The following is a 25,989-nucleotide window of genomic DNA, read 5'->3' on the forward strand; positions in this document are numbered from 1 at the left end:
GGGATGTCAAAGAATTAAAATTCATTCTTTATTCTGCTACACAAAAAAGCGAGAACTACGCTTCTATGAAACGCAGTTCTCGCTTTTAATCAACCGCCTATTTGACTCATACGACGCCAAGTCGGTTTATGTGATGTCGCTTCATCTTGTAGCTTAAGCGCCATTTCATGATTCTCAGGTTTATTATCGATCGATTGCTTCACAAGTCGAATCAATTCTTCAGGATCTTTTTGAATATAAGGACGAATGTTTAACTCTTCATCCCAGTATAGGCAAGCTTTAATGTACCCATCCGCCGTAAGTCTCAAGCGATTGCAATTATCGCAGAAATGAGAACTCACAGGGTGAATTAAACCGAAAGAACCTTTTGCTCCTTTTAAGCGGTAGTTTTCAGAAGGACCATTTCCTTTTATCGTATCAATCGGTTCGTATTCAAGCCCTTGTTCCTTGCATTTTTCAAAAATCGTTTCGAGTGATAAATATTTTTTCTTCCAACTGTTTCCAGCATGACCAATTGGCATGTATTCAATAAAACGAATATTGATATCTTTGTCTTTTGTAAACTCAAGAAAATCTAAAATTTCATCATCATTTTGTCCTTTGATTAAAACCACATTCAGTTTAATCGGGAATAAGCCAACTTCTTCTGCTTTTTTCAGCCCATCAATCACTTTTTGAAGTCTTCCCCCGCGCGTGATTTCACGGAAGCGATCTTCATGAAGGGAATCAAGACTTACATTGATTCGTGTGAGTCCTGCTTCCTTTAGTGCTTCTGCTTTTTTGGCAAGATACATCGCATTAGTCGTAACTGCGATATCTTCAATTTCTGGAATTGCCGAAATTCCCCGAATGATTTCAACAATATCTGTTCGAAGTAGCGGCTCACCGCCCGTTATTCGCACTTTTTTTATTCCAAACTGTACCATGACTTTCATAAAATCAATAATTTCATCTTTTTGCAGTACTTCATCATGAGGCAAAAATTTCAATCCCTCTTCTGGCATACAATAGACGCACCGCAAGTTACAACGGTCTGTAACGGAAATTCGAATATAATCGTGGACGCGTCCAAAACGGTCTGTTAATAGTTCCATTTTACAACCTCCTGCTATTTCGACGAATAATCGCCACTTTTTCCTCCTGATTTCTCAAGCAGACGTGCTTCTTTTAGTTCCATCCCTCGGTCCATTGCTTTACACATGTCATAAACAGTAAGTCCTGCGACAGTTGCGGCTGTTAATGCCTCCATCTCTACACCAGTTTTCCCAACCGTCACAACCGTTGCTGTTATCTGGAGAGTGTCTTTTCCATTATCTTGGAATGATAAATCGGCTTTTGTTGTCATAAGCGGATGACACATCGGAATCAGTTCACTTGTTTTTTTAGCAGCCATGATCCCAGCTACTTGCGCAACTGCTAAGACATCACCTTTTTTAATTTGCCCGGCTTTGATGCGCTTAAGTGTTTCTTCCTGCATCCAAACTTTTACTTCTGCTACCGCAACACGACGTGTCTCTTCTTTTTCTGTCACATCAACCATCTGCGCGTGGTTTTCTGCGTTAAAATGTGTCAGTTGATCCATTTCCTTTTTTCACTTCCTCATCCGCCGCTTACAGGTGGAATCACGGCAATTTCTTCAATCGTTTCCGGAAGACGATCTTCATCCTGTTTAAATTCCATGTTAACAGCCAACATACAATTCGGCAAATCTAACGCAATCTCAGGAAATTCACTGCTAATCAAGTCGCGTAGCTCTCCAACATACGTACAGCTCGCTAGACTTATTTCACGCTCTTCGCCAGTTTTTAAAGCCAGATGAGCAAAAAATTTAATTTTCATGACGACTCGAACCTCCCCATCTGATTTTATCTGTATCAAACTCTTCTTTCCAAATTGGAACATATTTTTTTAATTCTTCAATAATCATCCGCGAAGCTTCATAGCTTTCCGCTCGGTGTGCCGTAGAAACACCAATAAAAACGGCAATATCAGAAAGTTCTAGTTCTCCTAAGCGATGCACGACAACAACGCTTGCATCGTATTTTTCTTCCACACTTGTAGCAAGTCGTTCCATCTCTTTTAAAGCCATTTCCGCATAGGCAGTATAGCGAATTTTCTCGGTATGAACTTCGCCTGTCCATTCGCGAATGGTACCTGTAAATGTATTGATCGCTCCATATTTTGGATTAATCAGTTTTGCAAACAACGGCTCAATCTCAATTTTTTCTTCCGTTAGCGCAACGTATTTCATACTAAAAACTCCTCTATCAATGATTCAGCCAGCAGTTCACATTGCTCCTCTTCTGCTACAAACTGGATGTGTTTTTCGGCAAGTGGTTGAAACGAAACAAAAGCAAGCACTTCTTTCAAGCTTGCTTGAAGCTCCGCATATTCCTCTAAATTTTTCACAAACACAATTTTGGGAAAAGGTGCATCTTTAAAGCCTTCAATAAGGACTAGGTCTGTTTGCGGCAAGCGCTCTAAAGCTTCCTTTAAAGAAAGGCTCGCGTTACTAAGAAGGGCAAACTTACGATTCGACGTGAGCGCCACATGATCCGCCCCACTTTCGCGAAAGCTAAAACTGTCGGTTCCTGCATGATCCATCTCAAAATCATGAGCATCATGCTTTAATGCTGCCACCGTGAAACCTCTTCTTTTGGCTTGTTGAATGAGCTGATTCATAAAAGTGGTTTTCCCACTTTTTTTATAGCCTACGATTTGGAGGATAACAGCCATACACGAACCTCTTCTCCTTTTGCTTTTCCCACTTTGCCACGTGGAATCATAATCAAACAATCAGCAAATGGAAGGTTGCCAAGCGAACTAGACATGTCACTTCCGACAGGCTCTACTTGATACTCCCCATCCGAAAAATACACCTTGCCTCGCAAAAAGCGATCATAACCATTATTTTTCAAATAATCTTGAGCCATAATGCCTTTTACTTCCAAAATGCTTGATGGCTTCCCAGAAAATTTTCGAAGCGCCGGTTCTGCAAACAAGTGAAAACCTGTAAAGCAAGCGCCAGGATTCCCTGATAACGCGAGAAGTAGCGTTCCTTCAAATAGCATCGCCGTTGTTGGACTCCCAGGCCGCATTTGAATTTTATTAAATAATAGCTTCGCTTCGCGTTTTGCAATCTCAGCCATAAAATCAAAATCACCAACAGAAACGCCGCCTGTTGTTAAAATCAAATCCACTTCTCCCGCAATTTCTTCAAGGCGTGTTCGTGTCGCTTCATAATCATCCGAAAGTGCCTCGTGATACACGACTTCCGCTCCGTAATCTTCCGCAAGTGATACAAGAAGCGGCTCATTGCTATTATAAATCTTACCATCTGGTAAAGTGTCTCCAGCCGCAACGAGTTCTGAACCAGTCGAGAGAATGGCGACTTTAGGTTTCGGCCAAACTTTCACTTCTGTTACGCCAAAAGAAGCTAGCAAGCTAAGCGAACCAGCGTTTAGTTGATGGCCTTTTTCGAGTAACAAATCACCTGTTTGAAACTCCGTCCCGATTTCCGTAATGTTACTGTGTGGTTGCGAATTGATCAGTCGAATTTCTTCAGACCTCTCAGCCACTTGTGATTGTTCAAGCATAATAATTTTAGATGCACCTTCAGGAACTTTCGCCCCTGTCATAATCCGCACCGTTTCGCCTGGATTCAGACGTTTGTTGTAAGTCGCGCCACACGGAACCTCTGCCACAACTTGGAGCGTGATTGGAAAATCGTGATCGTCTTCCGCGCAAATCGCGAAGCCGTCATAGCCAGAACGACGAAAATAAGGCGACGGGAAAGGCGCATAAATGGACTCAGCCAAAACCATTCCTCTTGCAAGAAAAAGCGCAGCCGAAACAGGCTGTAAACGCTCCACATGCTCCGTGATCAATTGTCTTGCTTCGCTAAAAGGAATCGTTGCTCTTCTTTCTATCATATTTTCCTATCCCCTTTTCACAATCTGTAACCGTTTTTTTCATTACTATAATACCGTAATTCAAGAAAAATGAACAGCAAATCCCTTTTTTCTTAACTTTGGTTTGACAGTTCTCGCTTTATGGCGCCATAATAAAAGAAAAACAATTTTATGCTAACTTGGAGGATTTTTATGTTTACACCTGTCTGGCATTCAATCTTTATTGCTCTTTTATCAACGGCGATCGCATTTCTTGTGATGCTGCCGCTCAGTTACTATTTTGCAAAGCGAAATTCAAAATGGCAACTTCCCATCGAAACGCTGATTTTGCTACCGCTTGTTTTACCTCCGACGGTTGTTGGTTTACTCCTTTTAAGTCTTTTTGGGAAAAATAATGGCTTTGGCGCATTTTTATTCGACACTTTCCACTTTAGCTTTATTTTTTCATTGGCTGGTGCAATCGTCGCAACAACCATTATTATCTTACCGATTATGTATCAAGGCTTGAAAGCTGCGTTCCTCTCGATTGACCATGAACTTGTTTGGGCGGCCGAAACGCTTTCGGCCACTTCCGGTCAGATCTTCCGAAAGGTTATTTTGCCCAACTGTTGGCAACCCATTTTAGCTGGTATTTTACTGAGTTTTTGCCGAGCAATGGGCGAATTTGGAGCTACGCTGATGGTAGCAGGTTACATTGAAGGGAAAACGGATACGATCGCTTCAAGCATTTATTTTATGGTTCAGCAAGGCGATATGCGCACCGCTTTTTATTTAGGGCTATTTAATTTGCTCATCGGCGTCGCTGCTCTCTTTATTATTCACGTGCTTACCGTCCGCCAAAGCCAACTTATGAGGGGGATGTAAGATGAATTTGAAACTTGCCTTCACAAAACAAATGCCGTTTCACGATTTAAAAGTAGAGTATGAATTTAATGCGCAAATTACAGCTATTATGGGAGCAAGTGGGGTTGGCAAATCTACTTTGTTTCAATGTATCAGTGGATTAAAGCCGATTGACCAAGGAAAAATCGAGTTTGGTGAGCTCTTGTTTGAAGATACCTCTATTTCCTTGCGCCTCCCTGCTTCTGAGCGAAAAATTGGTTATTTATTTCAAAACCTGGCGCTTTTTCCTAATTTGAATGTTTATGAAAATATTGCTTTTGGTTTAAAAGTGAATAAAATAACACGAAAAAATAAAGAAGCGATTGAAAGACAAGTTCGTTACATCAGTGATTATTTGCAAATTTCTCATCTCCTCTATTCGTCCGTACAAAAACTTTCTGGTGGCGAGAAACAACGGGTCGCTATGGCACGAGCAATGATCGTAAATCCAAGGTTACTGCTACTGGATGAACCTTTTAATGGGCTCGATGAAGAAACCCGCTTTATTTGCATGGATCTCGTTCGGGAAATGGCGCGCGATTTTGATATTCCGGTTATTTTTGTCACGCATTATCGTTCTGAAGCGCAAATGCTCACAAATGAAATTCTTCGTTTAAAGGGTGGTCAACTTGAAAAAGAATAACCCATTAAAAGCGATTGTCCTTGCTGGTGGTAAATCAAGTCGTTTTGGAAGTGATAAAGCTTTTTATAAGCCCGAAGGAAGCTCGCTTTGTTTCATCGAGCAAACCATCCAAAAGCTTGAAAAATTCACTCACGAGATCTTTATTTCAGTCAATCAAGCTCAAATTCAGCAGATGGAAAAGCTTTTTCATTCCAAAAAGTCTGTCCAGCTGGTTCCTGACTTAAAAGAAGTGGTAGAATACGGACCGCTTGGAGGGCTATATAGCGTCAGTCAACAAGATGCAAACGATGCGGGGCAAAGTTATCTTATTTTGCCTGTTGATTTGCCGCACCTTACAGAAGAGGAGCTCAAAAAGCTTGCGCGCGCTCATAATGTGTACGCGGTGACCCCACAAAAGCAGCATTTTTTAGTGGCTCATCTGCCCTTTTTTAAAGCAGAAATTGAAGCGTCAGTTATACGCGGAGAACATCGTGTCAAGAATCTGTTGGATCGACTTAATAGCAATCCACTTTTGTTCCCTCCAGAAGCCGAGACTCGCTTTTTCAATCAAAATGCAAAATAAAGAGCAGTTGCCGAATCCGGCAACTGCTCTTTTTCAGTTCTGTGGTTTATTTTTCCATTTTAGCCAACCATAAGAATCTACGATTTGAAGAAAGCGAACCAAGCGTGCAAGGCTCATCTCGTCTTCATTTCCAAAAGCTTCATTAAAATCAACTTCTAATTCAGCCACATTTTTAATGCCATCGAGTCGCTTTAAAATAAACGCACCCTCAACATCTAAATTAATTTTTCGGAAAGCCGGTTGTTTAAAAAACCGAATCGCGATTTTTTCAATTGGATTTTTTCGTTCGATCACAAGAAAGCTATTTTCTCCCTCGTCTATGACCTGCAATTTTTCTTTCAGTACAGGAATTTGATCGATCAAATTGACTTTTTTTCGCGCCACACTTTTTCACCTCTTAGTTTGTTTTCTTGCGAGGAACTGTCGCGATATAAAGCAATGCACAGATGATGATAAAGACGATGAACGGTAGCCACTGGTTCTCAAGAAGAACATTCGCTGGAATAATATTTAAGTTAAGCGAAATGATAAAGGCGATTACAACGCCGAGAAGTGATTCACCGGCGATCAAACCAGAAGCAAATAGCGTTCCGCGTTCAATCCGTGTATTGCCTTCTTCTTTTTCTTTCTTGCGCTTAATAACGCCATTTACGATCATGCGAACGAATCCACCGAACATAACTGTTGCACTAATGTTAAGTGGCAAGTAAAGACCAACGGCAAACACAAGCGAATTAAGTCCCATAAATTCTACAACAACGGCAATTGACACGCCAATAAAGATTAAATCCCACGGCAAGTTTCCATTTAAGATTCCTTCCGCAAGAATCTTCATTAGCATCGCTTTCGGAGCTGGTAGTTCTGCTGAACCCATTCCATAAGCGTTATCAAGTAGCGTCAAGATATAACCCATTACAAGACCACTTGCTAAGACACCGATCATCATAGCAACTTGTTGTTTCCACGGGGTACCACCAACGAGATAACCTGTTTTAAGATCCTGGGAAATGTCTCCTGCAACGGCAAGTGCTGAACACACAATAGCCGCAACTGTTAAGGTTAACAAGATACCTTCATTGCCATGATAGCCGAAAGCTTTATAAACGAGTGCTACGATCAGAAGAGTTGCAATTGTCATTCCCGAAACAGGTGAAGACGAACTTCCGACAATCCCAACAATCCGAGATGCTACAGTTACAAACAAGAATCCAAAAATCCCGATTGCTAGTGCACCGATAATTCCAACGTTTGTGAATGGATCAAACGCAATAACAAGTAAAATAATTGCTGTACAAATCAATACCCATTTCATCGGAATATCACGGTCAGTTCGTTCAATTTCCATTAAATGATGTTTCTTATTTTTACTCATGCTTTGAACAGTGCTTCGAAGTGTTTGGAAAATCGCAGGCAATGTCTTAACAAGTGTAATTAATCCACCGGCTGCAACAGCTCCAGCACCAATATAGCGTATGTAATTATCCCAAATTGCCGCTACGTCTAAATTACGCAAAGCTTCAGTTGCCGGAAAAATAACTTGGGCACTTTCTCCACCAAAGAATGCAACCGTTGGAACGAGTACTAGTGACGCCATCAAACCGCCGGCCACCATTTGCCCAGCAATTTTAGGTCCAATAATAAATCCAACCCCTACTAATGCTGGATAAATTTGTGTTCCTACAAAAGCGTTTTGGAATTTAAAAACGCCCACTTGAATTTCACTTTTAAATAACTTAAATCCATCTGTTAATACTTTAACAAGTCCACCGGCTACAAAGCCAAGTGCAACAAGTTTCGCTTGCGATCCACCCGTTTCACCGGATTTCAGTACTTCCGCGCAAGCCGTTCCTTCTGGATAAGGCAAAGTTTCATGTTCATTTACAATCAACATCCGACGAAGCGGAACCATCATGAATACACCTAAGAATCCCCCAGTTAGAACGATGAAAATCAACATGATTTGATTGATTTCAACGCCAAGCAAGAATAAGGCAGGGATTGTAAACACAGCTCCCGCTCCTAATGCTTCCCCAGCTGTTGTCATCGTCTGTACGATGTTGTTTTCAAGAATTGAATCACGTTTAAATATACCTCTTAGAATCCCCATTGAAATAACGGCTGCTGGAACTGATGCCGAAACCGTTAAACCAACTTTCAATCCGAGATAAGCATTGGCCGCACCAAAAAGAATCGCTAAAATAATCCCCAGAACAATTGAAAAACCTGTGATTTCTGGAAGGGATTTTGATGCCGGTACATAAGGAACAAATGGTTTGTTTCCTTTTTGCTCACTCATTTGAACACCCCTTTTTCGTCATTAAACTTTTTTATTTAATTCCTTGCTTTACTGCATAAAAGCAACTGTTAATATCTTACACTCCTGCGCTTGATTTGACAAACCTTTTTCAAGAAATCGTGCAAAAAATGACAATTGACCCCACAGAAAAAGAATCGTTTTTTCACAATACAGGACTTTCAGATTATAAGAGTTGTTTTTGTTCCTAAAAGTTAGAATAATTTTACAACAAGCCGATTTGTTTCAAACCATTCAAAATTCCATCGTCGGATACAGAAGTTGTCACATAATCTGCAACAGCTTTTACTTCCGGACGTCCATTCCCCATTGCAACTCCGCAGCCCACTTCCTGAAGCATATCAATATCATTCAGCCCATCGCCAAATGCGTACGTATCTTCCATCGAAAAACCTAGTTTCTTAATCATATCGCGAATTCCTCGAGCCTTAGAGCCTTCACTTGGACAAACATCAACAGAGACATCGTGCCAGCGCATAAAACGATATTGCGGAAAGTTTTTACTATAAAAAGCATCGTACTCTTCTTCACAAAAAAGCAAGCACTGATAAATATTTCGTCCTTTATAATAGTTTGCATCTACTTTTGGATATTCTCGTTTGAGCGATTTCATTCCTTGAGAAACTCCATGATGATTTGGCAAGTTAACACGCATTGTATCACTTGCCGAGAAAACAATCGGATGATCATTTTCCGTTGCCACTGTGATCAAACGTTCCAGCGATTCTTGTGGAAGTGGATTTTTCAGTAACACTTCCCCTTCAAAAATCACATATTGCCCATTATAGCAAACGAGCGAATCAATATTTAGTTCTCGTCTAACATCATCTAGCATAAATGGGGCTCTCCCCGTTGCGATGGCTACGTAGACTCCCTTATCCTGCAGCGCTTTGATAGCTGTTTTTGTGGAAGCTGGGATTTCTTTGTTGTCATCGAAAAGCGTCCCATCCACATCAAAAAAGACAATTTTACTCATAATCTACTCCTTCACCCAATCAATTTATCCGCTTCCAGTATATCAAAAAACAGTTCAAAATGGTTGTAAAAGCATGAAAAAGAACTTTTTTTCAAAAATAAAAGCACTTTCCTGTAGCATTTATGCTTTTTTATGGTATATTAGAAAGCAAGGATATAGTTCGGATAAAGTAAGAAACCTACAACGAAACGGAAAAAATCAGATTTTAATGCAGTTTGCTTGTCAAAGAATTTGTGAAAATTCATGTTGAGCTACTCGCAATTAAAATCTTGCAAAAGAAAAGCGCGACACAAGTTTGAAAACTCGAGAACTGTGATTGTTTTCGTTTTGCCTTTTTCAGTTTTTCTGATGCTGTATAACTAAATATATCCGCGAAAATCGACTTAAAAGTTCGGATTAAGACTTGATTTCCTAACTTTTGAATATTTACTATTAAAGGAGAGAAAAAAATGATTTTTAAAGTATTTTATCAAGAAACAAGCACCGAAACACCGGTGCGTGAAAAAACACATTCACTTTATATCGAAGCAAATGATGAAGTTGAAGTGCGCCAAAATTTAAAAACTGAGCCTTTCCACATCGAACACATTGATGCGCTTAGTGAAAAGCATCTTGCTTATGAAGAAAGGCAACCAGACTTTAAGCTCTGGAAGAAATAAGTTTTATGAAATTCGTTAAAAATAATGAAACAGCTGTTTTCGCTTTGGGTGGACTTGGCGAAATCGGCAAAAATACGTATGGCGTACAATTTCAAGATGAAATCATTTTAATTGATGCTGGAATTAAATTTCCAGAAGACGAGCTTCTTGGAATCGATTATGTGATTCCAGATTATAGCTATCTCGTTAAAAACAAAGAAAAAATCAAAGGGTTATTTATCACCCATGGACACGAAGATCACATTGGTGGCGTACCTTACCTTCTTCGTGAGATCAATATTCCGATTTACGCAGGAAAGCTTGCAAGTGCGCTTATCCGCAACAAATTAGAAGAGCACGGCTTACTGCGCCAAACTAAAATCTATGAATTTGAAGAAGAGGACGTTTTTAAATTCCGAAAAACAAGCGTTTCTTTCTTTAGAACAACACACAGTATTCCAGATACTTATGGGATTGTTGTTAAAACCCCATCTGGAAATATTGTTCATACTGGTGATTTTAAGTTCGATTTTACACCAGTTGGCGAACCTGCTAATTTAACGAAAATGGCAGAAATTGGAAAAGAAGGCGTCCTTTGTCTGTTATCCGACAGTACAAATGCTGAAGTTCCAAATTTCACGATGAGTGAGCGTGTCGTTGGCGAAAGTATCAAGAACATCTTCCGTGACGTTCCTGGACGTATTATTTTCGCTACATTTGCATCGAACATTTATCGCCTTCAACAAGTTGTAGAATCTTCTATTGAAACGGGACGTAAAATCGCCGTATTTGGTAGAAGTATGGAGTCAGCTATTACGATTGGTCAAGAACTCGGCTATATTAAAGCTCCAAAAAACACATTTGTTGAAGCCAATCAAATTAATCGTATTCCTGCGAATGAATTAACGATTCTTTGTACTGGGAGTCAAGGTGAACCGATGGCCGCGCTATCACGAATTGCGAATGGCACGCACAGACAAATTCAAATTCAACCTGGCGATACCGTTGTCTTTTCATCATCCCCTATTCCAGGAAATACGATCAGTGTAAACCGGACCATTAACTTGCTTTACCAAGCTGGCGCTGAAGTTATTCATGGGAAAGTTAACAATATCCATACTTCAGGACACGGCGGCCAACAAGAGCAAAAACTAATGCTTCGATTGATGAAACCCAAATTCTTCATGCCAATCCATGGTGAATACCGGATGCAGAAGATTCATGCTGAACTAGCTGATGAATGTGATGTTCCATTAGAAAACAGCTTTATTTGTGGGAACGGAGATGTGCTTGCTTTAACAAGTGATGCTGCACATGTTGCTGGTAAAATCCAAGCTGCAAGCATCTATATTGATGGTAGCGGTATTGGGGATATCGGAAATATTGTTTTACGTGATCGTCGGATTCTCTCGGAAGAAGGACTTGTTACAGTTGTTGTTTCGGTTGATATGGATAAAGCTAAAGTGATGGCTGGCCCTGATATTATTTCACGTGGATTTATCTATATGCGTGAATCAGGCAATTTAATTGGTGAAGCACAGAACTTACTAAAACGTCAGTTAGAAAAACTGATGAAGGGCAAGAATCCGCAACGTTCGGAAATAAAAAATGAAATCACTGATACGCTTCAACCGTTTTTATATGAAAAAACGAAGCGTCGTCCAATGATTTTACCTATTATTATGGAAGTATAAAAAGCTTCATGTCAGCTTAACTGCTGGCACGAAGCTTTTTTGTTTATTCATCATTACTCGCCGTTATCCAGTGAAAAACAAATGAAAAAATGACATAAATTTGTCAATTTTATAGGGATAACTCTCGGAAAAACAACGACAAAAAAAGCCGACCACTCTTGTTGGTTCGACTCAAATTGACTGTTAGAATAAAATGGCAAATCGATTCATTGAATTTTTTCTTGCAACCGTTCAATATCAACATCAGATCCAATCACGATCAAAATATCACCATCTTGCAAAATAGCTGTGGCTTCTGGTGTGATGATCATTTCTTGGTCACGCTTTATTCCTACAATATTGACACCATATTCATTTCGAAAATCAAGTTCTTGTAAGCTTTTATTAAAGAATCTTGGATCTGATACCGAAATCTCAACTAAACTGTATTCATCCGATAGCTCTAAATAATCTAGCATGTTCTTTGAAACGATGTAATGAGCGATTCTTCGTCCCATATCTCGCTCTGGATGCACCACGCGGTCGGCTCCGATTTTATCCAATAACTTAGCATGCTTATCATTAGTTGCTTTCGCCGTTACTAGCTTAACGCCCATTTCTTTTAAAATTAGGGTCGTGAGAATGCTCGACTGGATATCTTCACCAATCGCCACGATTACGTGCTCAAAATTTCGAATGCCTAGTTGACGTAAAGCATTTTCATCCGTCGAATTGGCTATAACGGCATGAGTTGCAACTGACATATATTCATTGACACGTTCTTCATCTGAATCAATCGCAAGTACTTCCATGCCCTGCTCAACAAGCGAGCGACAGATGCTCCCGCCAAATCGTCCTAACCCGATAACCGCAAATCCTTCCTTCATTTGAATTCTCTCCTCTCTTACTTATCGTCTTCTTTCACTAGATTATGTTTAAACGCATAAATGGCCGCTTGAGTTCGATCTTGTACATCTAGTTTGGAGAGAATATTACTTACGTGTGTTTTCACAGTTTTAAGTGTGATAAACAACTCATCGGCTATTTCTTGATTGGATTTTCCTTCTGCAATTAAAAGTAGAATTTCTTGTTCGCGGTTAGTTAGGTCATCATGCAAGTTCCTTTCTGGTTTTGCAGTTAGGCGTTGCATCATTTTCCCTGTTACTTCCGGTTCAAACACCGAATCACCGCCATATGTAGCACGAATCGCATCGGCAATTTCACCAGCTGTCGATGTTTTTAACATGTAACTACTTGCTCCTGCTTCCAGTGCAGGATATACTTTTTCATCATCAATAAAACTTGTCACGATAATAATTTTGGCTTCTTTCCAGTTTAGAAGGATTTCTTTTGTTGCTTCAATCCCGTCCATCTCATCCATGACAAGATCCATTAAAATAATATCTGGACGCAACTCAAGAGCCATCTCTACGCCTTCCCGACCGTTTTCTGCTTCGCCCACAACTTCCATATCATCTTGAACCGATAAATAGGCAGATACACCAATCCGCACCATCTCATGATCATCTACAAGTAATACCTTTATCATTCTTCGTCCACTTCCTTTTCAGCCACTAAAGGGATTTTAATTTCAACACTTGTTCCTTTATTTGGAAAACTGATAATCTTAATCGTTCCACCAAATTCTTGTACGCGTTCTCGCATGTTTTGCAGGCCATAAGAGCCTTGCGGAACGGCATTCATATCAAAACCAACACCATCATCAACCACTTTCAAAACAGCCATATTGTCGATTTCAACAAAACGAACTTCGAGAAGATCCGCTTTCGAATGCCGAAGTGTATTAGATAATAGTTCTTGTACAATTCGAAACAAATGATCTTCGATACCTTTTTGAAGCTGAAGATTCTCAATTTGCCACTCTACTTTAATTGGCAATTTTGTCGTCAATTCTTTTAGAAGTTGTTCCATTCCTTTTTTGAGCGACTTCCCTTCTAGTTGGGTAGGTCGCAAGTGCAAGAGAAGAGCACGCATTTCGGATTGGGATTCATTTACGATAGATTCCACCATCCGAAGCTGTTTTTTCAAGACAGGTGAATCATCTTTTGCTACTTGCTCGTTTAAAGCCGATAAAAGCATCATCGCGGCAAACAATTGCTGACTAACGGAATCGTGTAGTTCTCGTGCGATTCTGTGTCGTTCTTCTGAAAGGATTGCTTCTTTTGTTTCACCGCTAATTTCAGCTTTTTCATTCGCAATTTTTTGGGTAAGTAGTGTCTGCGATTTCATTTTATCACGTAATCGGTCAATTTGCTTGTAGACTTGTGCAACTTCTACTAAATTTTCTTCTTCTTGAAATTTTTTCTCAAGATCTCCTTGTTCAAGTAAACGAATTTCAAAATCGATGCCTTCAAACTTCTGTTTAATCAAATAGCCAGAAACTGCTCCAATCATTAATCCTGCCAAAATAGAAGTAAGTGGTACAAAAATAACAAACGGTAAATACAAAATTTTGACGCCGATTAGAAATTCATACCACGTCAAATCGCTGACAAAGAAATAAATTAAACTTCCGATCATGGAGGTAGCAAAGATGAGTGAAGAGCAAAGAATCATTTGTGTTCGTGTATAGTTCATAGACGAATCACCTCTAAATCTCCAAGTACAACAGAAGTTACGATTTTCACTTTACGTGCAGCTGTTTCATAGTTGTCTGAATAGAGTTTAATCGAATCATTTTGAATCGATGTGCTTTTCTTATCATACTGTAATTTACCAAAAATAGCAGAGTGCTCAAGGCAAATTCCTAAGTCGAATGGGACAAGTAAGCGAATTTTCCCTGAAATACTGCGAATCATAATCACGCTCTCGCCTGTCGGTAAAACAGTATTCCCAAGGTCAATGATCGTATCACCAATCCCAGTTTGGATATTGATATCTTCCCATTCATAAACCACATCAAGCACACGCTGGTTGCCAAACCACTGATTTTTAATGAAATGATTGACACGATCTATTTTTCCTGGCTCTTTTGTTTCCACCATTAAAAGTTCAGGTGCACGTTTGCGGTTGATATAATGAAAAATCGCAAAAATACCAAAAATAACAACCCCGAATTTGAAAGATGTCGTTAAAAGCACAGCTAGTAAAATGAAAACAGCGGCTAAAAATAAACGATTGCGCTGCTGCTTTTTAGAAACGCCAGCTTTTCTTGATGTGTATAAAAAGATAATGCCGAGCGCAAAGATCACAAGAAGCTGCCATCTAAACAGCATTTCGAGTCCGATGCCTAAAGCAACGATCACAATAAATAAAAAAAGAACAGAGCTCTCGATTTTTTTCATAGCGACACCTCCTTTTTTTAAGTTTGAATCTTTTTCTATTATAAAAAGAAGTCCAATAAGGGGCAAACCGCTGTAGGTGTACCCCTCACTAAGACTTTAGTCTGAATCTTCTTCCGTTAACTTGGTGATAAGCCCCGCTTGTTGTGTGACTTTCCCTGCTTTCATTAGCGTTCCAAGTGCACGTTTAAATTGTGCTTTACTAATTCCAAACTTACCTCGAATGGCTTCTGGATTCGACTTATCGCCAAATCCCATTTCGCCACCAACGCTTCGCAAATAAGTTAAAATCATTTCTGCATCGTCACTAAGCACTTCATGAACGCGTCCACGAAGAGAAAGATTGAGCGATCCATCAGGTTTAACAGCGATGACGCGTGCTTTCACATATTCGCCTAGTCTTGGCTCAGAAGTTCGCTCACTTTCATGGATGAACCCAATATAGCCATTATCTGTATACACAAATGAACCCACTTTTAACAGCTTATATACAGTTCCCGATACATTTTGATTAAACATATCTTGCTTAGCAGTATAGGCAATGGTTTTGTATTCTGTTTCAGACCCCAAAACACCCCAAATTCGATTCTTCTCATCAACACGCAAAGCAAGCATCAAACGGTCTCCTTTTTTCGGCCAAAGATGCGATAAAGCAGGCATATCATCCATTGAAACAACGATATCTTTTTCGATTCCAATATCCATGAAAACGCCTAAGTCTTTTCGGACTTCCGTAACCGTTCCAAATCCGTAATGCCCCACTTGAACCTTTGGAATCGTCGTTGTCGCCGTTAACTCGTGGTCGTAGTCCACATAAAGAAAAACCAAAATTTCTTCGCCAATCGTTAAATCGAGTCGATTACTATTTCCTTTTTTCATTCGAACAGTAGCTCCGTCTTTTTCAAGCAAGAAGCCATCTTCCATGATTTCTTTCACGCTCATGGTTACACTTTTTCCAATTAGATTATCCACGAATCTGGTCCACCTCGTTTTTCTTCTTTGCTTCATTATACCTTATCCAATGCGAGATAGCTATATGCGTTTCAGCTCTGGATCACCTTTTGGATGCGTGCAATTCGTTCAGGATCAAGAGGACTTGCAAAGCTTCCTGCCATTCTTGCTCCGCTACCAACGTGATAAGCTTGATTTGAGAGGGCTTCATGCAAATCGTGAATATTTTGATCCGTCACGCCACTCCCCACTAAAATTTGAAGCGAATCCGAGTTTTTTTCACTATCCGCTATCCAGTTTTTTAACAAGGGAATCGAATCTACTGCGCTCTTTGTGCCACCTGATGTCAAGACTTGGTCAATCTTCTTGCCATAAGTTTTTAACGTTCGATAAGCTTCTTCTAAGTCATTTGTCGCTTCAATCGCCCGGTGGAATGTAAAACGCAGGTCTCCCTTCCATTCAAGCACTTTTTCGAGCAAGTTTGTGTCGATTTTCCCGGCTTCTGTTACTGCGCCAAACACGATTCCTGTTGCGCCTAATTTTTTCACCACTTCAATGTCGGTTTGAATCGCCCGCACATCGCTTTCGTTATATATAAAAGAATGGCTATGTGGGCGAATCATTACCATCGTCGGCAAGCTTGTTGCACCGATAATTTCTTTTAACACGCCATAGCTTGGGGTTAGTCCGCCTTCGCTAATCGCCGAAACCACTTCGAGTCGATTTGCTCCGTATTTTTCAGCTAATTTAGCATCTACTGCATTTTCTACAATCACTTCTAACATTTTGCTTCACTCCAATCTTTTTCATTATCTAGAAAAACTAAACAAAATTCAAGCTTCAATTGTAAAAAAAACGACAAGTGATACGCCCCATTCAACATGGAGCCATTCACTTGCCGTTTTATTTGTTTATTATTTACCAGTAATATCGCGCATCTTATCAGCTACAAACTCAACGTCTGCTCCGACAATAATTTGCACGTTTTCTTTGTTAATTTTCACAACGCCACGTGCACCTGATTTTTTCAGTGCAGCTTCATTCATCAAGTCAGCATCTTTCACTTGCAGGCGAAGTCGTGTTGTACAGTTATCTACTTTTACAAGGTTGTCTTCCCCGCCAAGTCCACCAAGGTAGCCGCGTGCCATTTGTTCGTATTTATCGACTTTTCCATTTGGAAGGTCTGCTTCTGTTGCTCCAAGTGAAGCCGCAGATTCTTGTACTTCAGCGTTCGGCATTTCCATGGCTAGGCTTTCTTCTGTTTCATCTTCACGACCTGGTGTTTTCAAGTTGAATTTTTTGATGATGAAGTAGAACAGAATGAAGTAAATGAATGCAAAGACAAGTCCGATTGGAATTAGCTGCCACGCATTGTGCCCTTTTGTAAAGTTAAGGACAAAGTCAATCGCTCCGGCACTAAAGGTAAAGCCGAGTTTAATGCCAAGTAAGTTGGTTACAAACATTGATACACCCATTAAAACTGCATGAATCGCATATAAGAATGGTGCAATAAACATGAATGTAAATTCAATTGGTTCTGTGATTCCTGTTAGGAAAGCTGTTACCGCAAGCGATAGCATCATTCCGCCAACTTCTGCGCGGTTTTTCTTCTTAGCTGCTAGATACATTGCAAAGGCAGCTCCAGGAAGACCAAACATCATGACTGGGAAGAAACCAACTTGGAATGTTCCCGCTGTTGGATCTCCTGCGAAGAAGCGGTTGATATCTCCGTGAACCATTTGTCCAGCAGCATCCACAAAGTCGCCGTATCCAAACCATAGATACGTATTCAGTACGTGGTGCAAACCTGTTGGAATGAGCGCACGGTTTAAAATCCCGTAAATAGCAGAGCCGAATGCACCTGCACTTGTAATCCAGCCGTTAAGTGCGTCTAAACCATTTTGAATGGTTGGCCAAGCAGCTCCAAAAATGATCACAAGTAGTAAAGTCAATACTGCATTGATAATAATAGCTAAGTGTTTTCCATCTAAAAATTCTTGATTCCCAAAGATTTTTTTATCGTACATATAGTTATAAAGGATTGGTGCTGTAAGTCCAGCAATGAAACCAGCAAAAACGCCCATGTTGATGCTTGTATTTACACCGATAACTCCAAAGTTTAAAATGAAAAAGACAATCGCGCCGTTTAAGCCAGCTGCCCCACTGTTGTCTTTTGAAAGACCAATCGAAATCCCGATTGCAAATAGTAATGATAAGAATGTAAATAGTGCTGCTCCACCTGAATGGATAAATGGTACATTAAAAACGTCGTCCGCCCCAAGACGGTTTAAAAGGCCAGCTGCCGGAAGTACGGCAATTGGTAGCATGAGGGCTTTCCCAATTTTTTGTAATCCACCTAACATGTTATTTCCTCCATTTCTCTTTCCAATTCCCTAGAAAATTGCTGCTACAAAAGTGCCGATAAACAAAGCTACAACCGATGTAACGATCGGAACAAAACGACGACCACCAAAGAATGCTAACCATTCTGGGAGACGAATATTGTAGAACTTGTTATAAAGAACACCTGCTGCAATCCCCATGTAAATCCCACTTAGGAAATTGAAATTAGCAGAAAACTCTGTAGGAGAAAAGACTCCGTTTTTTGGAAAATTCAGAGAAACAATAACAGCTGCATAAACGAGCCATCCAACTGCTCCAGCGAGTGCAGAGGCCCCACTATGATCTTTTGCCATTCCAATTGCAATCCCCATGGATACAATCAGTGGAAACATAAGAATGAGTCCTTGATAAATGGAATCAATAGCTTTCATCCCTGTTGCTGCATTTGCAAGCCAGAAAATCCCAATGATTACAAGCGTGATGACCGGATAAACCGCACCGATTGCAAATCGTTTTAATACGTCCATAACCTTAAAATGCCTCCTAAAAAATTTATTTTTCCCAAAAGCTCCTCAATCTTTCAATATGAAGGGCAATATATCCTAATTCCGCTTCTGGAAGTAGCAACTTATAGTCATTTTTTAATAAGTCCGCCACTTTCTTCGCAGTATTAAAACTAAATTCAAACTTGTTCTTGATCATTGTGAGCATTTCGTCATCCATCGTGTGGAGCTCTTTTTTCTCCACGCGATTTAACACAAAACGCAGATGCGTAATCAGTCGTTCATAAGCAATATCCTGACCAGAAAGCATGATCTCGAGTTCAGTTGTGATCACTTCAATCATGCTTGAAATGATCGATGCTTGCCTCACACTTTCATGGATATCGCCCGCACCAATTTTTGCCGTATGGATATGAAGGGCAATGTAAGCCGCTTCATCAATTGGCATATCGAGCCCAAACCGGTCTTTGATATGATTGATCGCCCAAAGACCGATTTTAAATTCTGGCTCGTAAAGCACTTTAATTTCATTTAACAAACGATTTTGAAGGATAATGCCTTCTTTTAATCGTTCAATCGAGAAAGCTAAATGATCTGTTAGCGAGATGTGAATATGCTCACTAAGTTTAAAGGGAAGCGTAGCCTCTGCATAGGAAATGATTTCCTCGGATACGGCGAAATATTCTTCGTTGATGCGTTTTAGAAGCTCTTGAAAATGTTCAGATTCATCTTGCATCACAAACATTTTTTCAATTTTATTAGCCACTACCACATCATTTCTTTTTTTTATTAAATGCAATACCAGCTCCAATAGCAATTTTTTCTTCATTGCCATCTTGTAACACGACTGCATTATTATTCAAGATCCGAATAATTTTCATCTAACTTCCCTCTTTTGCTTTCAAGTAAATGCGTCTTATTTTTATTTAAGTGTCGTCACGAAGACTTCCGTTTCGCCAGCGACTGTTTCTGTTACTTGTTTCCAGTCAAAGTCGAATTTGTCTTCTGGACTATTTGTTACAACCATTGGAATGATCGTGCTTGTTGCGTTTTCTTCAATGTAAGCAAGATCCGCTTTAATAAGTGGCTCACCTTTTTTTACTTTCGCCCCCAATTTTGTGAGGACTTCAAAACCTTCTCCTTTTAATGCCACAGTTTCAAGACCGATGTGGACAAGGATTTCTTCACCTAAAGCTGTGCGGATCCCAAAAGCATGTTTTGTTTCTGCAAGTTGAATGATTTCACCGTCAACAGGTGCTACAATAGTTCCATCAGTTGGTTTGATGGCAATACCTTCTCCCATCATTTTTCCGCTAAAAACAGGATCTGGAACTTCTTCAAGCGGAACAAAGCTCCCTGTCGCGTGCGCGTAAATGGTTTCATCTTTTTCTTTTTTGAACATTTTTTTAAACATACGTATTCCTCCTCAAAGCTACTTCTCACAAGTGACACAAATAATAAAAAAGGCACGGAAAGTATGGAACGGGACACTGATGTCTGTTCAAACCTTCCATGCCTGTTCGTAACAGTAACATGAAAACGATATTATTAATTGCAACGCTTATTTTACCTTTTTTCTTTTTAAAAAGCAAGTATTTTTTGCAAGAAACGGAGATGTTGTCTTTTAAAACTTATTTTTCGTCTACATTTCGGTTGTCTCGCTAGAAAGGCTTTGTTAGAATTAAGAAGGAACATTTCATTAGAAAGAAAGGTTGGATGAAATGGAAAAGGATACAACAAAGGATGTGACAGAAAGCGTGAATTACTTTACCAAATGGTTTAAATCAATTGACTGGGATGCGGTGATTTCGAAAGTCATCAGCGTTGGCCTCGAGATTCTCGTTTTAATCATCCTCTACTTTATTTTAAAATATGCAGGCTCTAAAATTATCAAAAGCTTTTTCAAAAAGTATCGGCGTAATCCTGCTGTTTCAAACAACCGGGCTGATACACTTGAAGGATTGATTTTAAATTTTTATGGCTATGTCTTGTTTTTCGTCTTTGCCATTTTGATTTTGCAAAACTTCATCAACGTAACCGCGATTATTGCTGGCGCCGGGGTAGCAAGTTTAGCGATTGCTTTTGGAGCTCAAGGTCTTGTAAGTGACGTTGTAACAGGCTTTTTCATTCTACTTGAGCGTCAACTTGATGTCGGCGATAGCATTACGCTCGACACGGTCAATGGCTACGTCGAAAATTTAGGTCTTCGCACCACACAAGTTCGTGATTTTGATGGCACACTGCACTTTATTCCAAACCGTCAAATTATGATCGTAAGCAACCATTCCCGTGGTAACATGCGCGTTCTTGTCGATGTCGCGATTAGCCCAAAAGCTGATACGGAAAAAGCCATTCAAATTATCGAACAAATTTGTGAAGCAGAAAAAAACAACAACAAAAATATTGTCGAAATGCCGACTGTGCTTGGCGTTGAAAGTTCGGACGGGACAAATCAAGTCATTCGGATCGTCGGAACAGCTGTAAACGGGGAACAATTTGGCGTTCAACGTGATTTGCTGAAAAAAATACGTGAAGCGCTCCTTCAAGCAGAAATTGATCTGCCGATTGCGACTCCGATCGTCAAAACTGCACAAGCTTAAAAAAAGGGTTTTCCAAAATGAATTTGGAAAACCGTTTTTTTATTTGTTTGATCCTTTTAGCTTAGCAAGTGAATCCGTTACTTTTAGTGTTGCGCGAACAGCTTTTCGATTCAGCGTTCCTTGGTAGTGCTTAATCTCCGCTTGTTGTTTTTGAAGCCGCGCATTTGCTTGCGTCAGTTTCTGTTCGGATTCACTTAGCCTAGTTTCTAAGTTTTGTTTGGTTTTTTGTTCATTCGTTAAATGATTTTTGGTTTGATTTAATTGAGCCGTCAATTGTTTGATTTGATAGTCGCGTCTGTGATTTTCGTAATCCACTTTGACTTGATGCCTTTCTTTAAGCAACTTAGATGCTGTTTGAATTCGCTTATATAAAGCGTCTCCTGTTAAAGCCGTGATCGGATCGGCACTTTCTGGAAATGTCAAAGCTTCGATTTCTGCATCAAGTGGCGCTTCTTTTCGGTCTCTATCTTCTGTATAGATATGTGGCACTTCATTGGCATCTAAGAAGTCAACGAAACGATCAAAGTTTTGCTTTTGTACCGTTTCAGCGGACTTTAAGTCTACTTGACCAAGCAGTTCATCGAGCGTTTGGATATTCGCCAGTTTTTCAGTCGTGACGTGTGGCAATCTGTGATAGGCAGCGAGTTCGCGCATTCGCGCATCTTGAACAAAGGAAATATTAGGCGTGCCAACGATGGTTGGGATCACATTTCCGTGTAAGCGTGGGCCAATGCTGAATGCCGCTTGGCGCATGAAGTCATACCAACTTGGCATGCTCGTAAAATACTTTACGCGACCTTCATTATAATAGCGATCTAAAATCGAAACGGGATAGCTTGGTCGGTCGCTAACGATATCTGGTCCGCCCGCAAACATCAAATGGAATTCATCTAAATGTTGCGGAATGAAATAGTAATTCGGATGTTTTGAAATGACTTCTTGATTTAAAAATTGTAAAGCCGTCTCGCTTGATACAGGAGAAGCATTGATTGCAACCAATGAATCTTTTTGTAAATTTAAATCGCGAATTTCAAGCGTTGATCCGAAGGTATAGAGCGACGGACAGCCGATTACTTCATAATCCACTTGTTCTTTAAAACCAAGTTGCTTCAAATAGTCAGCAGTGATCTGGCCGCGCAAGCCCAATTTGGCTGACTTTTCTAGCACAGCAGCTACAAATACTTTAACGTCTTCATCGAACGAAAATCCTTGTTCAAGCTTCGGTTCATAGTCTGCCCGAAGTCCGACGCCCGTTACGATGACCGGAATTTTGAGTCGCTTGATTAACGCTGTGTAGTTCCGTAATTGCGGTCTGAAATCTTCGCGAAAAGCATCCGCGAGCGGGATAATGTAAGCATCATATTCTTCATTATAACGTGCTGCTCGGTTTGGATCCGAAGAAAGTCCATCCGGAACGAGTTCAGTCCCCTCCTGAAACAGCGTTCGGTAAATACTATACTGATAAGCTAAATTCCCATTGTTAAAGCCTGTTCGATCTCTTAAGTACATATCTTCTGCGGTAAACACATCGGTTGGCCGCATTCCTGAACGAATCAGAATTTTTTTCATGTTTTTTTGTCACGTCCCCATGCATTCGTTAAGTTCCATTTTTCCCAAAATAAAAAGTATCACTAGCATTATATCAAAAAACTAGTAATACTTTTAGTTATTTTATGAAATTTATTTTCCAAATGCAGTCGGGTCTTTTTTCCATTCCCGCAAAGTCGCCATATCAGCTTCCGTTACATAGCCTTCATCTCGCGCAACTTCAATTAGAGTTTCATAATCGGTTAAAGTTTCCAGTTTCACGCCCGCTTCTTCAAAACGAGTTCGTCCTTCCTCTAAACCGTAAGTGAAGATGGCGACAATGCCAAGTACGTCACAACCTGCTTCTTTCAAGGCATCCACTGCTTTTAATGAACTTCCGCCTGTTGAAATGAGGTCTTCAATAACGACAACTTTTTGTCCTGCTTGAATTGGCCCTTCAATTTGATTGCCTTTGCCATGTTTTTTAGCTTCTCCGCGCACATAAACCATTGGCAAATTCAATAAGTCGCTCACCCAAGCTGCGTGCGGGATACCTGCAGTGGCAGTTCCAGCTATAACTTCACAATCTGGAAAATCCTGCTTGATCTTTTCAGCTAAGTTTGAAGCGATCATTTTGCGGATTTTCGGAAAGCCAAGAGTTAAGCGATTATCGCAATAAATCGGTGACAGAATGCCAGATGCCCATATAAAAGGATCGTTTGGCTGCAAGAATACGGCTTTAATTTTAAGTAATTGTTCGGCAGTTTGTTTTGCTATCAACTTTCCCACTCCTTTAATACGCGCTCGTAAGCGGCTTTTGGATTTTCTGCGCGTGTAATCGGGCGACCTACAACGATCGCACTTGCGTGAAGATTTCTTGCTTCTTTTGGTGTCACAACGCGTTTTTGATCATCTTTCGAATCAGATGCTAAACGAATCCCCGGAGTGACACACAAAAAAGCATCACTCGTTTGTTCTTTAATACGTTTTGCTTCAAAGGACGAGCAAACCACTCCGTCTAGTCCCGCTTCTTCTGCAAGTTTGCTATAGTGCAAGACTGAATCTTCTAGTGAAACAGGAATGAGCTGCTCTTGTTGCATTTCTTGCTCGCTAGTACTGGTTAGTTGTGTGACTGCAATTAACTTAGGACGCGACTTCCCGGCTGGTGTCCCTTCTTTTAGTCCACTCAAAGCATCTATCATCATTTGCTTTCCACCTGCTGCGTGGACGTTCACAAGGTCAACACCAAGCTTTGCCAGTGAACGCATCGCACTTTTTACAGTGTTGGGAATATCATGAAGCTTCAAGTCGAGAAAGATAAAGTGACCCGCTTCTTTTAATTTCAAAACAAATTCTGGTCCTTCTGAAAAAAAGAGTTCCATCCCGATTTTAAGAGCGAGAGACTCCTTTCCAAAAGACTTTAGGAACGCTTCGGCTTCACTTGCATTTGGAAAATCCAAAGCGATAATCGGCTTATCTATCATGATTCTTTCGCTCCTTTTTCAGGTCAGTTAATTTTTCAATTCCGAGTTCGTCCATTCGTTTTGGCAGCGCATCGATTAACTTTGGACAAATAAATGGATCCGTAAAGTTAAGCGTTCCGACTGCGACTGCATCCGCACCAGCCATCAAAAATTCCAAAACATCATCGACCGTTTGCACGCCACCCATTCCAATGATTGGCAAGGTAGAAACGCTTCGCACTTGATGAATCATACGAATCGAAACAGGTTTAATAGCAGGACCCGATAAACCGCCTGTTTGATTCGCGATGATGGGCTTGCGTGTTTTTAAATCGATCCGCATGCCAAGCAGCGTATTGATCATCGTAAATCCATCCGCACCTGCCGCTTCAATCGCTTGCGCAATCGCCACAATATCGGTGACGTTTGGGCTCAGCTTCACATAGACGGGCACTTTGGCAACTTGTTTGACCGCTTTTGTTAAGCGGTGCGCCACATCTGGATCGGTTCCAAAAGTAATGCCTCCTTCTTTGACATTGGGACAAGAAATGTTGAGTTCAATTGCTTTTACAACTGGGCTGTCACCGATTCTGGCACATACTTCGACGTAATCTTCTTCCGTTTTTCCCGCGACATTGGCGATAATAGGCGTGTCAAATTTTTCAAGAAACGGGAGTTCGGCTTCCATAATGCGATGAAGTCCAGGATTTTGCAGCCCGATGGCGTTTAGCATCCCACTTGGTGTTTCCGCAATTCTTGGCGTTGGATTGCCAAGCCTTGGTTCTGGCGTACAAGCCTTAATCATGATGGCTCCAAGTTCATTTAAATCAAATAGTTCCGCGTACTCACGCCCAAAACCGAAGCAGCCCGATGCGGGCATGATGGGATTTTTAAGGTGGAGTCCGGGTAGTTCGACTGCTAATCGGTTCATAATCTCACCTCATCCGCCCGGAAAACCGGACCATCTGTACAAATTTTGAACTGCTGTTTAGTTTCATCTTCTGCTGAACAAACGCAAGCATAGCAAGCACCAATTCCACAAGCCATGCGCTCCTCTAGCGAAAGAAAGGTTTTCGTTTCTGGAAAGGCGGCTTTAACTGCTTTAAGCATCGCAAGTGGGCCGCAACTATAGATGCGAGCTGGTTGTTTGGCGAGTCGCTTTGTCACGTCCGTTACAAAGCCTTTCGTACCGTAGGAACCATCAACTGTGCTGATATAAACTTCGCCGAGTGCCCCCATTCTTGTTTCAAGAAAAATATCTTTTTTGGATTCAAAACCATTGATGAAAATGGGCTTCGCACCGATTTTTGCAAGCTCTTTTCCCAGCTGATACAGCGGCGGAACGCCAATTCCCCCTCCAATGAGAAGCACTTCTTCACCGGCAAGGGATTCAAGTGGAAAACCGTGTCCAAGAGGTCCAATCACGTCGGCGAACTCTCCTGCTTGAAGCTCGGACATGGCTTTTGTGCCATCTCCGAGCGCCCGGTAAATCAGTGTACAAAGTTTTTTTTCTTTTTCGTAAGAAGCAATGCTGATCGGTCGCCGTAAAAGCAAGTCGCTTCGGTTAGAGCGAACCATCAAAAACTGACCTGGCGTCATCTCAGCAACAGCGTCACCTTCAAGCACGAGTTCAAAAACCTGATCCGCAATTTCTTTTTGACTGATTACACGCATTTTTTCTAGCTTCATTTCAAAACCACC

The 25,989-nt window shown here is 40.6% G+C and carries 29 protein-coding genes and 1 pseudogene; 6 read left to right on the top strand and 24 right to left on the bottom strand.

Features of this window, described 5'->3' with window-relative positions:
* Positions 1 to 89: 89 nt before the first annotated feature.
* The 6 genes from moaA to HCK02_RS00805 are packed head-to-tail and all read right to left on the bottom strand — an operon-like array spanning position 90 to position 3,932.
* Positions 90 to 1,094: a GTP 3',8-cyclase MoaA gene (gene moaA, locus HCK02_RS00780; protein WP_167628172.1), complete on the bottom strand. Its 1,005-nt coding sequence runs from the start codon at positions 1,092 to 1,094 to the stop codon at positions 90 to 92.
* 14 nt (positions 1,095 to 1,108) lie between these two features.
* On the bottom strand, positions 1,109 to 1,582 hold the full coding sequence (gene moaC / locus HCK02_RS00785; protein WP_167628174.1) for a cyclic pyranopterin monophosphate synthase MoaC: 474 nt from the start codon (positions 1,580 to 1,582) through the stop codon (positions 1,109 to 1,111).
* A 17-nt stretch (positions 1,583 to 1,599) separates the two neighbouring features.
* Entirely contained in the window at positions 1,600 to 1,839 is a 240-nt protein-coding gene (moaD, locus tag HCK02_RS00790; protein ID WP_246215501.1) for a molybdopterin converting factor subunit 1, read from the bottom strand.
* Complete coding sequence (locus HCK02_RS00795) at positions 1,829 to 2,251, bottom strand: molybdenum cofactor biosynthesis protein MoaE (protein ID WP_167628178.1); 423 nt, start codon at positions 2,249 to 2,251, stop codon at positions 1,829 to 1,831. Before HCK02_RS00795 ends, moaD begins: the two co-directional genes overlap by 11 nt.
* A complete protein-coding gene (gene mobB / locus HCK02_RS00800; RefSeq protein WP_167628180.1) occupies positions 2,248 to 2,736 on the bottom strand; it encodes a molybdopterin-guanine dinucleotide biosynthesis protein B in 489 nt (162 codons plus the stop codon). The genes HCK02_RS00795 and mobB overlap by 4 nt, the downstream gene beginning before the upstream one ends.
* Entirely contained in the window at positions 2,712 to 3,932 is a 1,221-nt protein-coding gene (locus HCK02_RS00805; protein WP_167628182.1) for a molybdopterin molybdotransferase MoeA, read from the bottom strand. Before HCK02_RS00805 ends, mobB begins: the two co-directional genes overlap by 25 nt.
* A gap of 171 nt (positions 3,933 to 4,103) precedes the next feature.
* On the opposite strand from HCK02_RS00805, the gene HCK02_RS00810 reads away from it, so the two are divergent.
* From HCK02_RS00810 to HCK02_RS00820, 3 genes are read left to right on the top strand one after another with little or no spacing between them, the layout of a single operon-like run.
* On the top strand, positions 4,104 to 4,775 hold the full coding sequence (locus HCK02_RS00810; protein ID WP_167628184.1) for a molybdate ABC transporter permease subunit: 672 nt from the start codon (positions 4,104 to 4,106) through the stop codon (positions 4,773 to 4,775).
* A 1-nt stretch (position 4,776) separates the two neighbouring features.
* On the top strand, positions 4,777 to 5,436 hold the full coding sequence (locus HCK02_RS00815; protein WP_167628186.1) for an ATP-binding cassette domain-containing protein: 660 nt from the start codon (positions 4,777 to 4,779) through the stop codon (positions 5,434 to 5,436).
* A complete protein-coding gene (locus tag HCK02_RS00820; RefSeq protein ID WP_167628188.1) occupies positions 5,423 to 5,998 on the top strand; it encodes a molybdenum cofactor guanylyltransferase in 576 nt (191 codons plus the stop codon). Before HCK02_RS00815 ends, HCK02_RS00820 begins: the two co-directional genes overlap by 14 nt.
* A gap of 33 nt (positions 5,999 to 6,031) precedes the next feature.
* On the opposite strand, the gene HCK02_RS00825 is transcribed toward HCK02_RS00820, so the two are convergent.
* The 3 genes from HCK02_RS00825 to HCK02_RS00835 all read right to left on the bottom strand — a co-directional run bounded on the left by HCK02_RS00825 (position 6,032) and on the right by HCK02_RS00835 (position 9,288).
* Complete coding sequence (locus HCK02_RS00825) at positions 6,032 to 6,382, bottom strand: hypothetical protein (RefSeq protein ID WP_167628190.1); 351 nt, start codon at positions 6,380 to 6,382, stop codon at positions 6,032 to 6,034.
* 13 nt (positions 6,383 to 6,395) lie between these two features.
* Positions 6,396 to 8,294, bottom strand: coding sequence for an OPT family oligopeptide transporter (locus HCK02_RS00830; protein ID WP_167628192.1), 1,899 nt, complete (start codon positions 8,292 to 8,294; stop codon positions 6,396 to 6,398).
* Between the two features lie 223 nt (positions 8,295 to 8,517).
* Positions 8,518 to 9,288, bottom strand: coding sequence for a Cof-type HAD-IIB family hydrolase (locus HCK02_RS00835; RefSeq protein WP_167628194.1), 771 nt, complete (start codon positions 9,286 to 9,288; stop codon positions 8,518 to 8,520).
* A 449-nt stretch (positions 9,289 to 9,737) separates the two neighbouring features.
* Here HCK02_RS00835 and HCK02_RS00840 point away from each other — a divergent pair, with 449 nt between their 5' ends.
* The gene (locus tag HCK02_RS00840; RefSeq protein ID WP_115752172.1) at positions 9,738 to 9,947 is read left to right on the top strand and encodes a DNA-dependent RNA polymerase subunit epsilon; all 210 of its coding nucleotides are present in this window, start codon (positions 9,738 to 9,740) and stop codon (positions 9,945 to 9,947) included.
* 5 nt (positions 9,948 to 9,952) lie between these two features.
* On the top strand, positions 9,953 to 11,620 hold the full coding sequence (gene rnjA, locus HCK02_RS00845; RefSeq protein ID WP_167628196.1) for a ribonuclease J1: 1,668 nt from the start codon (positions 9,953 to 9,955) through the stop codon (positions 11,618 to 11,620).
* Between the two features lie 206 nt (positions 11,621 to 11,826).
* Here rnjA and HCK02_RS00850 read toward each other — a convergent pair whose 3' ends face one another.
* From HCK02_RS00850 to HCK02_RS00895, 10 genes and pseudogenes are all read right to left on the bottom strand, one after another.
* Positions 11,827 to 12,486, bottom strand: coding sequence for a potassium channel family protein (locus HCK02_RS00850; protein WP_115752170.1), 660 nt, complete (start codon positions 12,484 to 12,486; stop codon positions 11,827 to 11,829).
* Positions 12,487 to 12,503: 17 nt separating this feature from the next.
* Positions 12,504 to 13,148, bottom strand: coding sequence for a response regulator (locus tag HCK02_RS00855; RefSeq protein ID WP_167628198.1), 645 nt, complete (start codon positions 13,146 to 13,148; stop codon positions 12,504 to 12,506).
* Entirely contained in the window at positions 13,145 to 14,197 is a 1,053-nt protein-coding gene (locus HCK02_RS00860) for a sensor histidine kinase (RefSeq protein WP_167628200.1), read from the bottom strand. The genes HCK02_RS00855 and HCK02_RS00860 overlap by 4 nt, the downstream gene beginning before the upstream one ends.
* The gene (gene liaF, locus HCK02_RS00865) at positions 14,194 to 14,904 is read right to left on the bottom strand and encodes a cell wall-active antibiotics response protein LiaF (RefSeq protein ID WP_167628202.1); all 711 of its coding nucleotides are present in this window, start codon (positions 14,902 to 14,904) and stop codon (positions 14,194 to 14,196) included. The genes HCK02_RS00860 and liaF overlap by 4 nt, the downstream gene beginning before the upstream one ends.
* A 96-nt stretch (positions 14,905 to 15,000) precedes the next feature.
* On the bottom strand, positions 15,001 to 15,873 hold the full coding sequence (locus HCK02_RS00870; RefSeq protein ID WP_167628204.1) for a CvfB family protein: 873 nt from the start codon (positions 15,871 to 15,873) through the stop codon (positions 15,001 to 15,003).
* A gap of 71 nt (positions 15,874 to 15,944) precedes the next feature.
* Positions 15,945 to 16,637, bottom strand: a complete 693-nt coding sequence (locus HCK02_RS00875; protein ID WP_167628205.1) for a copper homeostasis protein CutC — start codon at positions 16,635 to 16,637, stop codon at positions 15,945 to 15,947.
* A gap of 129 nt (positions 16,638 to 16,766) precedes the next feature.
* Positions 16,767 to 18,215, bottom strand: coding sequence for a PTS transporter subunit EIIC (locus HCK02_RS00880; RefSeq protein ID WP_167628206.1), 1,449 nt, complete (start codon positions 18,213 to 18,215; stop codon positions 16,767 to 16,769).
* A 30-nt stretch (positions 18,216 to 18,245) separates the two neighbouring features.
* Positions 18,246 to 18,722: a PTS transporter subunit EIIC gene (locus tag HCK02_RS00885; protein ID WP_167628208.1), complete on the bottom strand. Its 477-nt coding sequence runs from the start codon at positions 18,720 to 18,722 to the stop codon at positions 18,246 to 18,248.
* A gap of 25 nt (positions 18,723 to 18,747) precedes the next feature.
* Positions 18,748 to 19,579: pseudogene (locus tag HCK02_RS00890) on the bottom strand (PRD domain-containing protein).
* 41 nt (positions 19,580 to 19,620) lie between these two features.
* Positions 19,621 to 20,112, bottom strand: coding sequence for a PTS sugar transporter subunit IIA (locus HCK02_RS00895; protein ID WP_167628209.1), 492 nt, complete (start codon positions 20,110 to 20,112; stop codon positions 19,621 to 19,623).
* A gap of 307 nt (positions 20,113 to 20,419) precedes the next feature.
* On the opposite strand from HCK02_RS00895, the gene HCK02_RS00900 reads away from it, so the two are divergent.
* Complete coding sequence (locus HCK02_RS00900) at positions 20,420 to 21,298, top strand: mechanosensitive ion channel family protein (protein ID WP_208970420.1); 879 nt, start codon at positions 20,420 to 20,422, stop codon at positions 21,296 to 21,298.
* Positions 21,299 to 21,337: 39 nt separating this feature from the next.
* Here the strand turns inward: HCK02_RS00900 and HCK02_RS00905 are convergent, their stop codons facing one another.
* From HCK02_RS00905 to HCK02_RS00925, 5 genes are all read right to left on the bottom strand, one after another.
* Positions 21,338 to 22,867 (bottom strand): polysaccharide pyruvyl transferase family protein, encoded by a 1,530-nt coding sequence (locus HCK02_RS00905; RefSeq protein ID WP_167628211.1) that lies wholly within the window; start codon positions 22,865 to 22,867, stop codon positions 21,338 to 21,340.
* A gap of 111 nt (positions 22,868 to 22,978) precedes the next feature.
* Positions 22,979 to 23,605, bottom strand: a complete 627-nt coding sequence (pyrE, locus tag HCK02_RS00910) for an orotate phosphoribosyltransferase (protein ID WP_167628213.1) — start codon at positions 23,603 to 23,605, stop codon at positions 22,979 to 22,981.
* Positions 23,602 to 24,306 carry an orotidine-5'-phosphate decarboxylase gene (gene pyrF / locus HCK02_RS00915; RefSeq protein WP_281348862.1) on the bottom strand — a complete coding sequence of 235 codons (705 nt, stop codon included), beginning with the start codon at positions 24,304 to 24,306 and terminating at the stop codon, positions 23,602 to 23,604. The genes pyrE and pyrF overlap by 4 nt, the downstream gene beginning before the upstream one ends.
* Positions 24,299 to 25,219: a dihydroorotate dehydrogenase gene (locus HCK02_RS00920; RefSeq protein ID WP_167628217.1), complete on the bottom strand. Its 921-nt coding sequence runs from the start codon at positions 25,217 to 25,219 to the stop codon at positions 24,299 to 24,301. Before HCK02_RS00920 ends, pyrF begins: the two co-directional genes overlap by 8 nt.
* On the bottom strand, positions 25,216 to 25,977 hold the full coding sequence (locus tag HCK02_RS00925) for a dihydroorotate dehydrogenase electron transfer subunit (RefSeq protein WP_167628219.1): 762 nt from the start codon (positions 25,975 to 25,977) through the stop codon (positions 25,216 to 25,218). Before HCK02_RS00925 ends, HCK02_RS00920 begins: the two co-directional genes overlap by 4 nt.
* Positions 25,978 to 25,989 lie beyond the last annotated feature (12 nt).

The sequence above is a fragment of the Listeria valentina genome, from assembly GCF_011800755.1.
Taxonomy (GTDB): Bacteria; Bacillota; Bacilli; order Lactobacillales; family Listeriaceae; genus Listeria; species Listeria valentina.

Bases quoted from the DNA above. Each gene is read 5' to 3' on its own strand.
- moaA (WP_167628172.1), bottom strand. From the start codon at position 1,094: ATGGAACTATTAACAGACCGTTTTGGACGCGTCCACGATTATATTCGA.
- moaC (WP_167628174.1), bottom strand. From the start codon at position 1,582: ATGGATCAACTGACACATTTTAACGCAGAAAACCACGCGCAGATGGTT.
- moaD (WP_246215501.1), bottom strand. From the start codon at position 1,839: ATGAAAATTAAATTTTTTGCTCATCTGGCTTTAAAAACTGGCGAAGAG.
- HCK02_RS00795 (WP_167628178.1), bottom strand. From the start codon at position 2,251: ATGAAATACGTTGCGCTAACGGAAGAAAAAATTGAGATTGAGCCGTTG.
- mobB (WP_167628180.1), bottom strand. From the start codon at position 2,736: ATGGCTGTTATCCTCCAAATCGTAGGCTATAAAAAAAGTGGGAAAACC.
- HCK02_RS00805 (WP_167628182.1), bottom strand. From the start codon at position 3,932: ATGATAGAAAGAAGAGCAACGATTCCTTTTAGCGAAGCAAGACAATTG.
- HCK02_RS00810 (WP_167628184.1), top strand. From the start codon at position 4,104: ATGTTTACACCTGTCTGGCATTCAATCTTTATTGCTCTTTTATCAACG.
- HCK02_RS00815 (WP_167628186.1), top strand. From the start codon at position 4,777: ATGAATTTGAAACTTGCCTTCACAAAACAAATGCCGTTTCACGATTTA.
- HCK02_RS00830 (WP_167628192.1), bottom strand. From the start codon at position 8,294: ATGAGTGAGCAAAAAGGAAACAAACCATTTGTTCCTTATGTACCGGCA.
- HCK02_RS00835 (WP_167628194.1), bottom strand. From the start codon at position 9,288: ATGAGTAAAATTGTCTTTTTTGATGTGGATGGGACGCTTTTCGATGAC.
- HCK02_RS00840 (WP_115752172.1), top strand. From the start codon at position 9,738: ATGATTTTTAAAGTATTTTATCAAGAAACAAGCACCGAAACACCGGTG.
- rnjA (WP_167628196.1), top strand. From the start codon at position 9,953: ATGAAATTCGTTAAAAATAATGAAACAGCTGTTTTCGCTTTGGGTGGA.
- HCK02_RS00850 (WP_115752170.1), bottom strand. From the start codon at position 12,486: ATGAAGGAAGGATTTGCGGTTATCGGGTTAGGACGATTTGGCGGGAGC.
- HCK02_RS00855 (WP_167628198.1), bottom strand. From the start codon at position 13,148: ATGATAAAGGTATTACTTGTAGATGATCATGAGATGGTGCGGATTGGT.
- HCK02_RS00860 (WP_167628200.1), bottom strand. From the start codon at position 14,197: ATGAACTATACACGAACACAAATGATTCTTTGCTCTTCACTCATCTTT.
- liaF (WP_167628202.1), bottom strand. From the start codon at position 14,904: ATGAAAAAAATCGAGAGCTCTGTTCTTTTTTTATTTATTGTGATCGTT.
- HCK02_RS00875 (WP_167628205.1), bottom strand. From the start codon at position 16,637: ATGTTAGAAGTGATTGTAGAAAATGCAGTAGATGCTAAATTAGCTGAA.
- HCK02_RS00880 (WP_167628206.1), bottom strand. From the start codon at position 18,215: ATGTTAGGTGGATTACAAAAAATTGGGAAAGCCCTCATGCTACCAATT.
- HCK02_RS00885 (WP_167628208.1), bottom strand. From the start codon at position 18,722: ATGGACGTATTAAAACGATTTGCAATCGGTGCGGTTTATCCGGTCATC.
- HCK02_RS00895 (WP_167628209.1), bottom strand. From the start codon at position 20,112: ATGTTTAAAAAAATGTTCAAAAAAGAAAAAGATGAAACCATTTACGCG.
- HCK02_RS00900 (WP_208970420.1), top strand. From the start codon at position 20,420: ATGGAAAAGGATACAACAAAGGATGTGACAGAAAGCGTGAATTACTTT.
- HCK02_RS00905 (WP_167628211.1), bottom strand. From the start codon at position 22,867: ATGAAAAAAATTCTGATTCGTTCAGGAATGCGGCCAACCGATGTGTTT.
- HCK02_RS00920 (WP_167628217.1), bottom strand. From the start codon at position 25,219: ATGAACCGATTAGCAGTCGAACTACCCGGACTCCACCTTAAAAATCCC.
- HCK02_RS00925 (WP_167628219.1), bottom strand. From the start codon at position 25,977: ATGAAGCTAGAAAAAATGCGTGTAATCAGTCAAAAAGAAATTGCGGAT.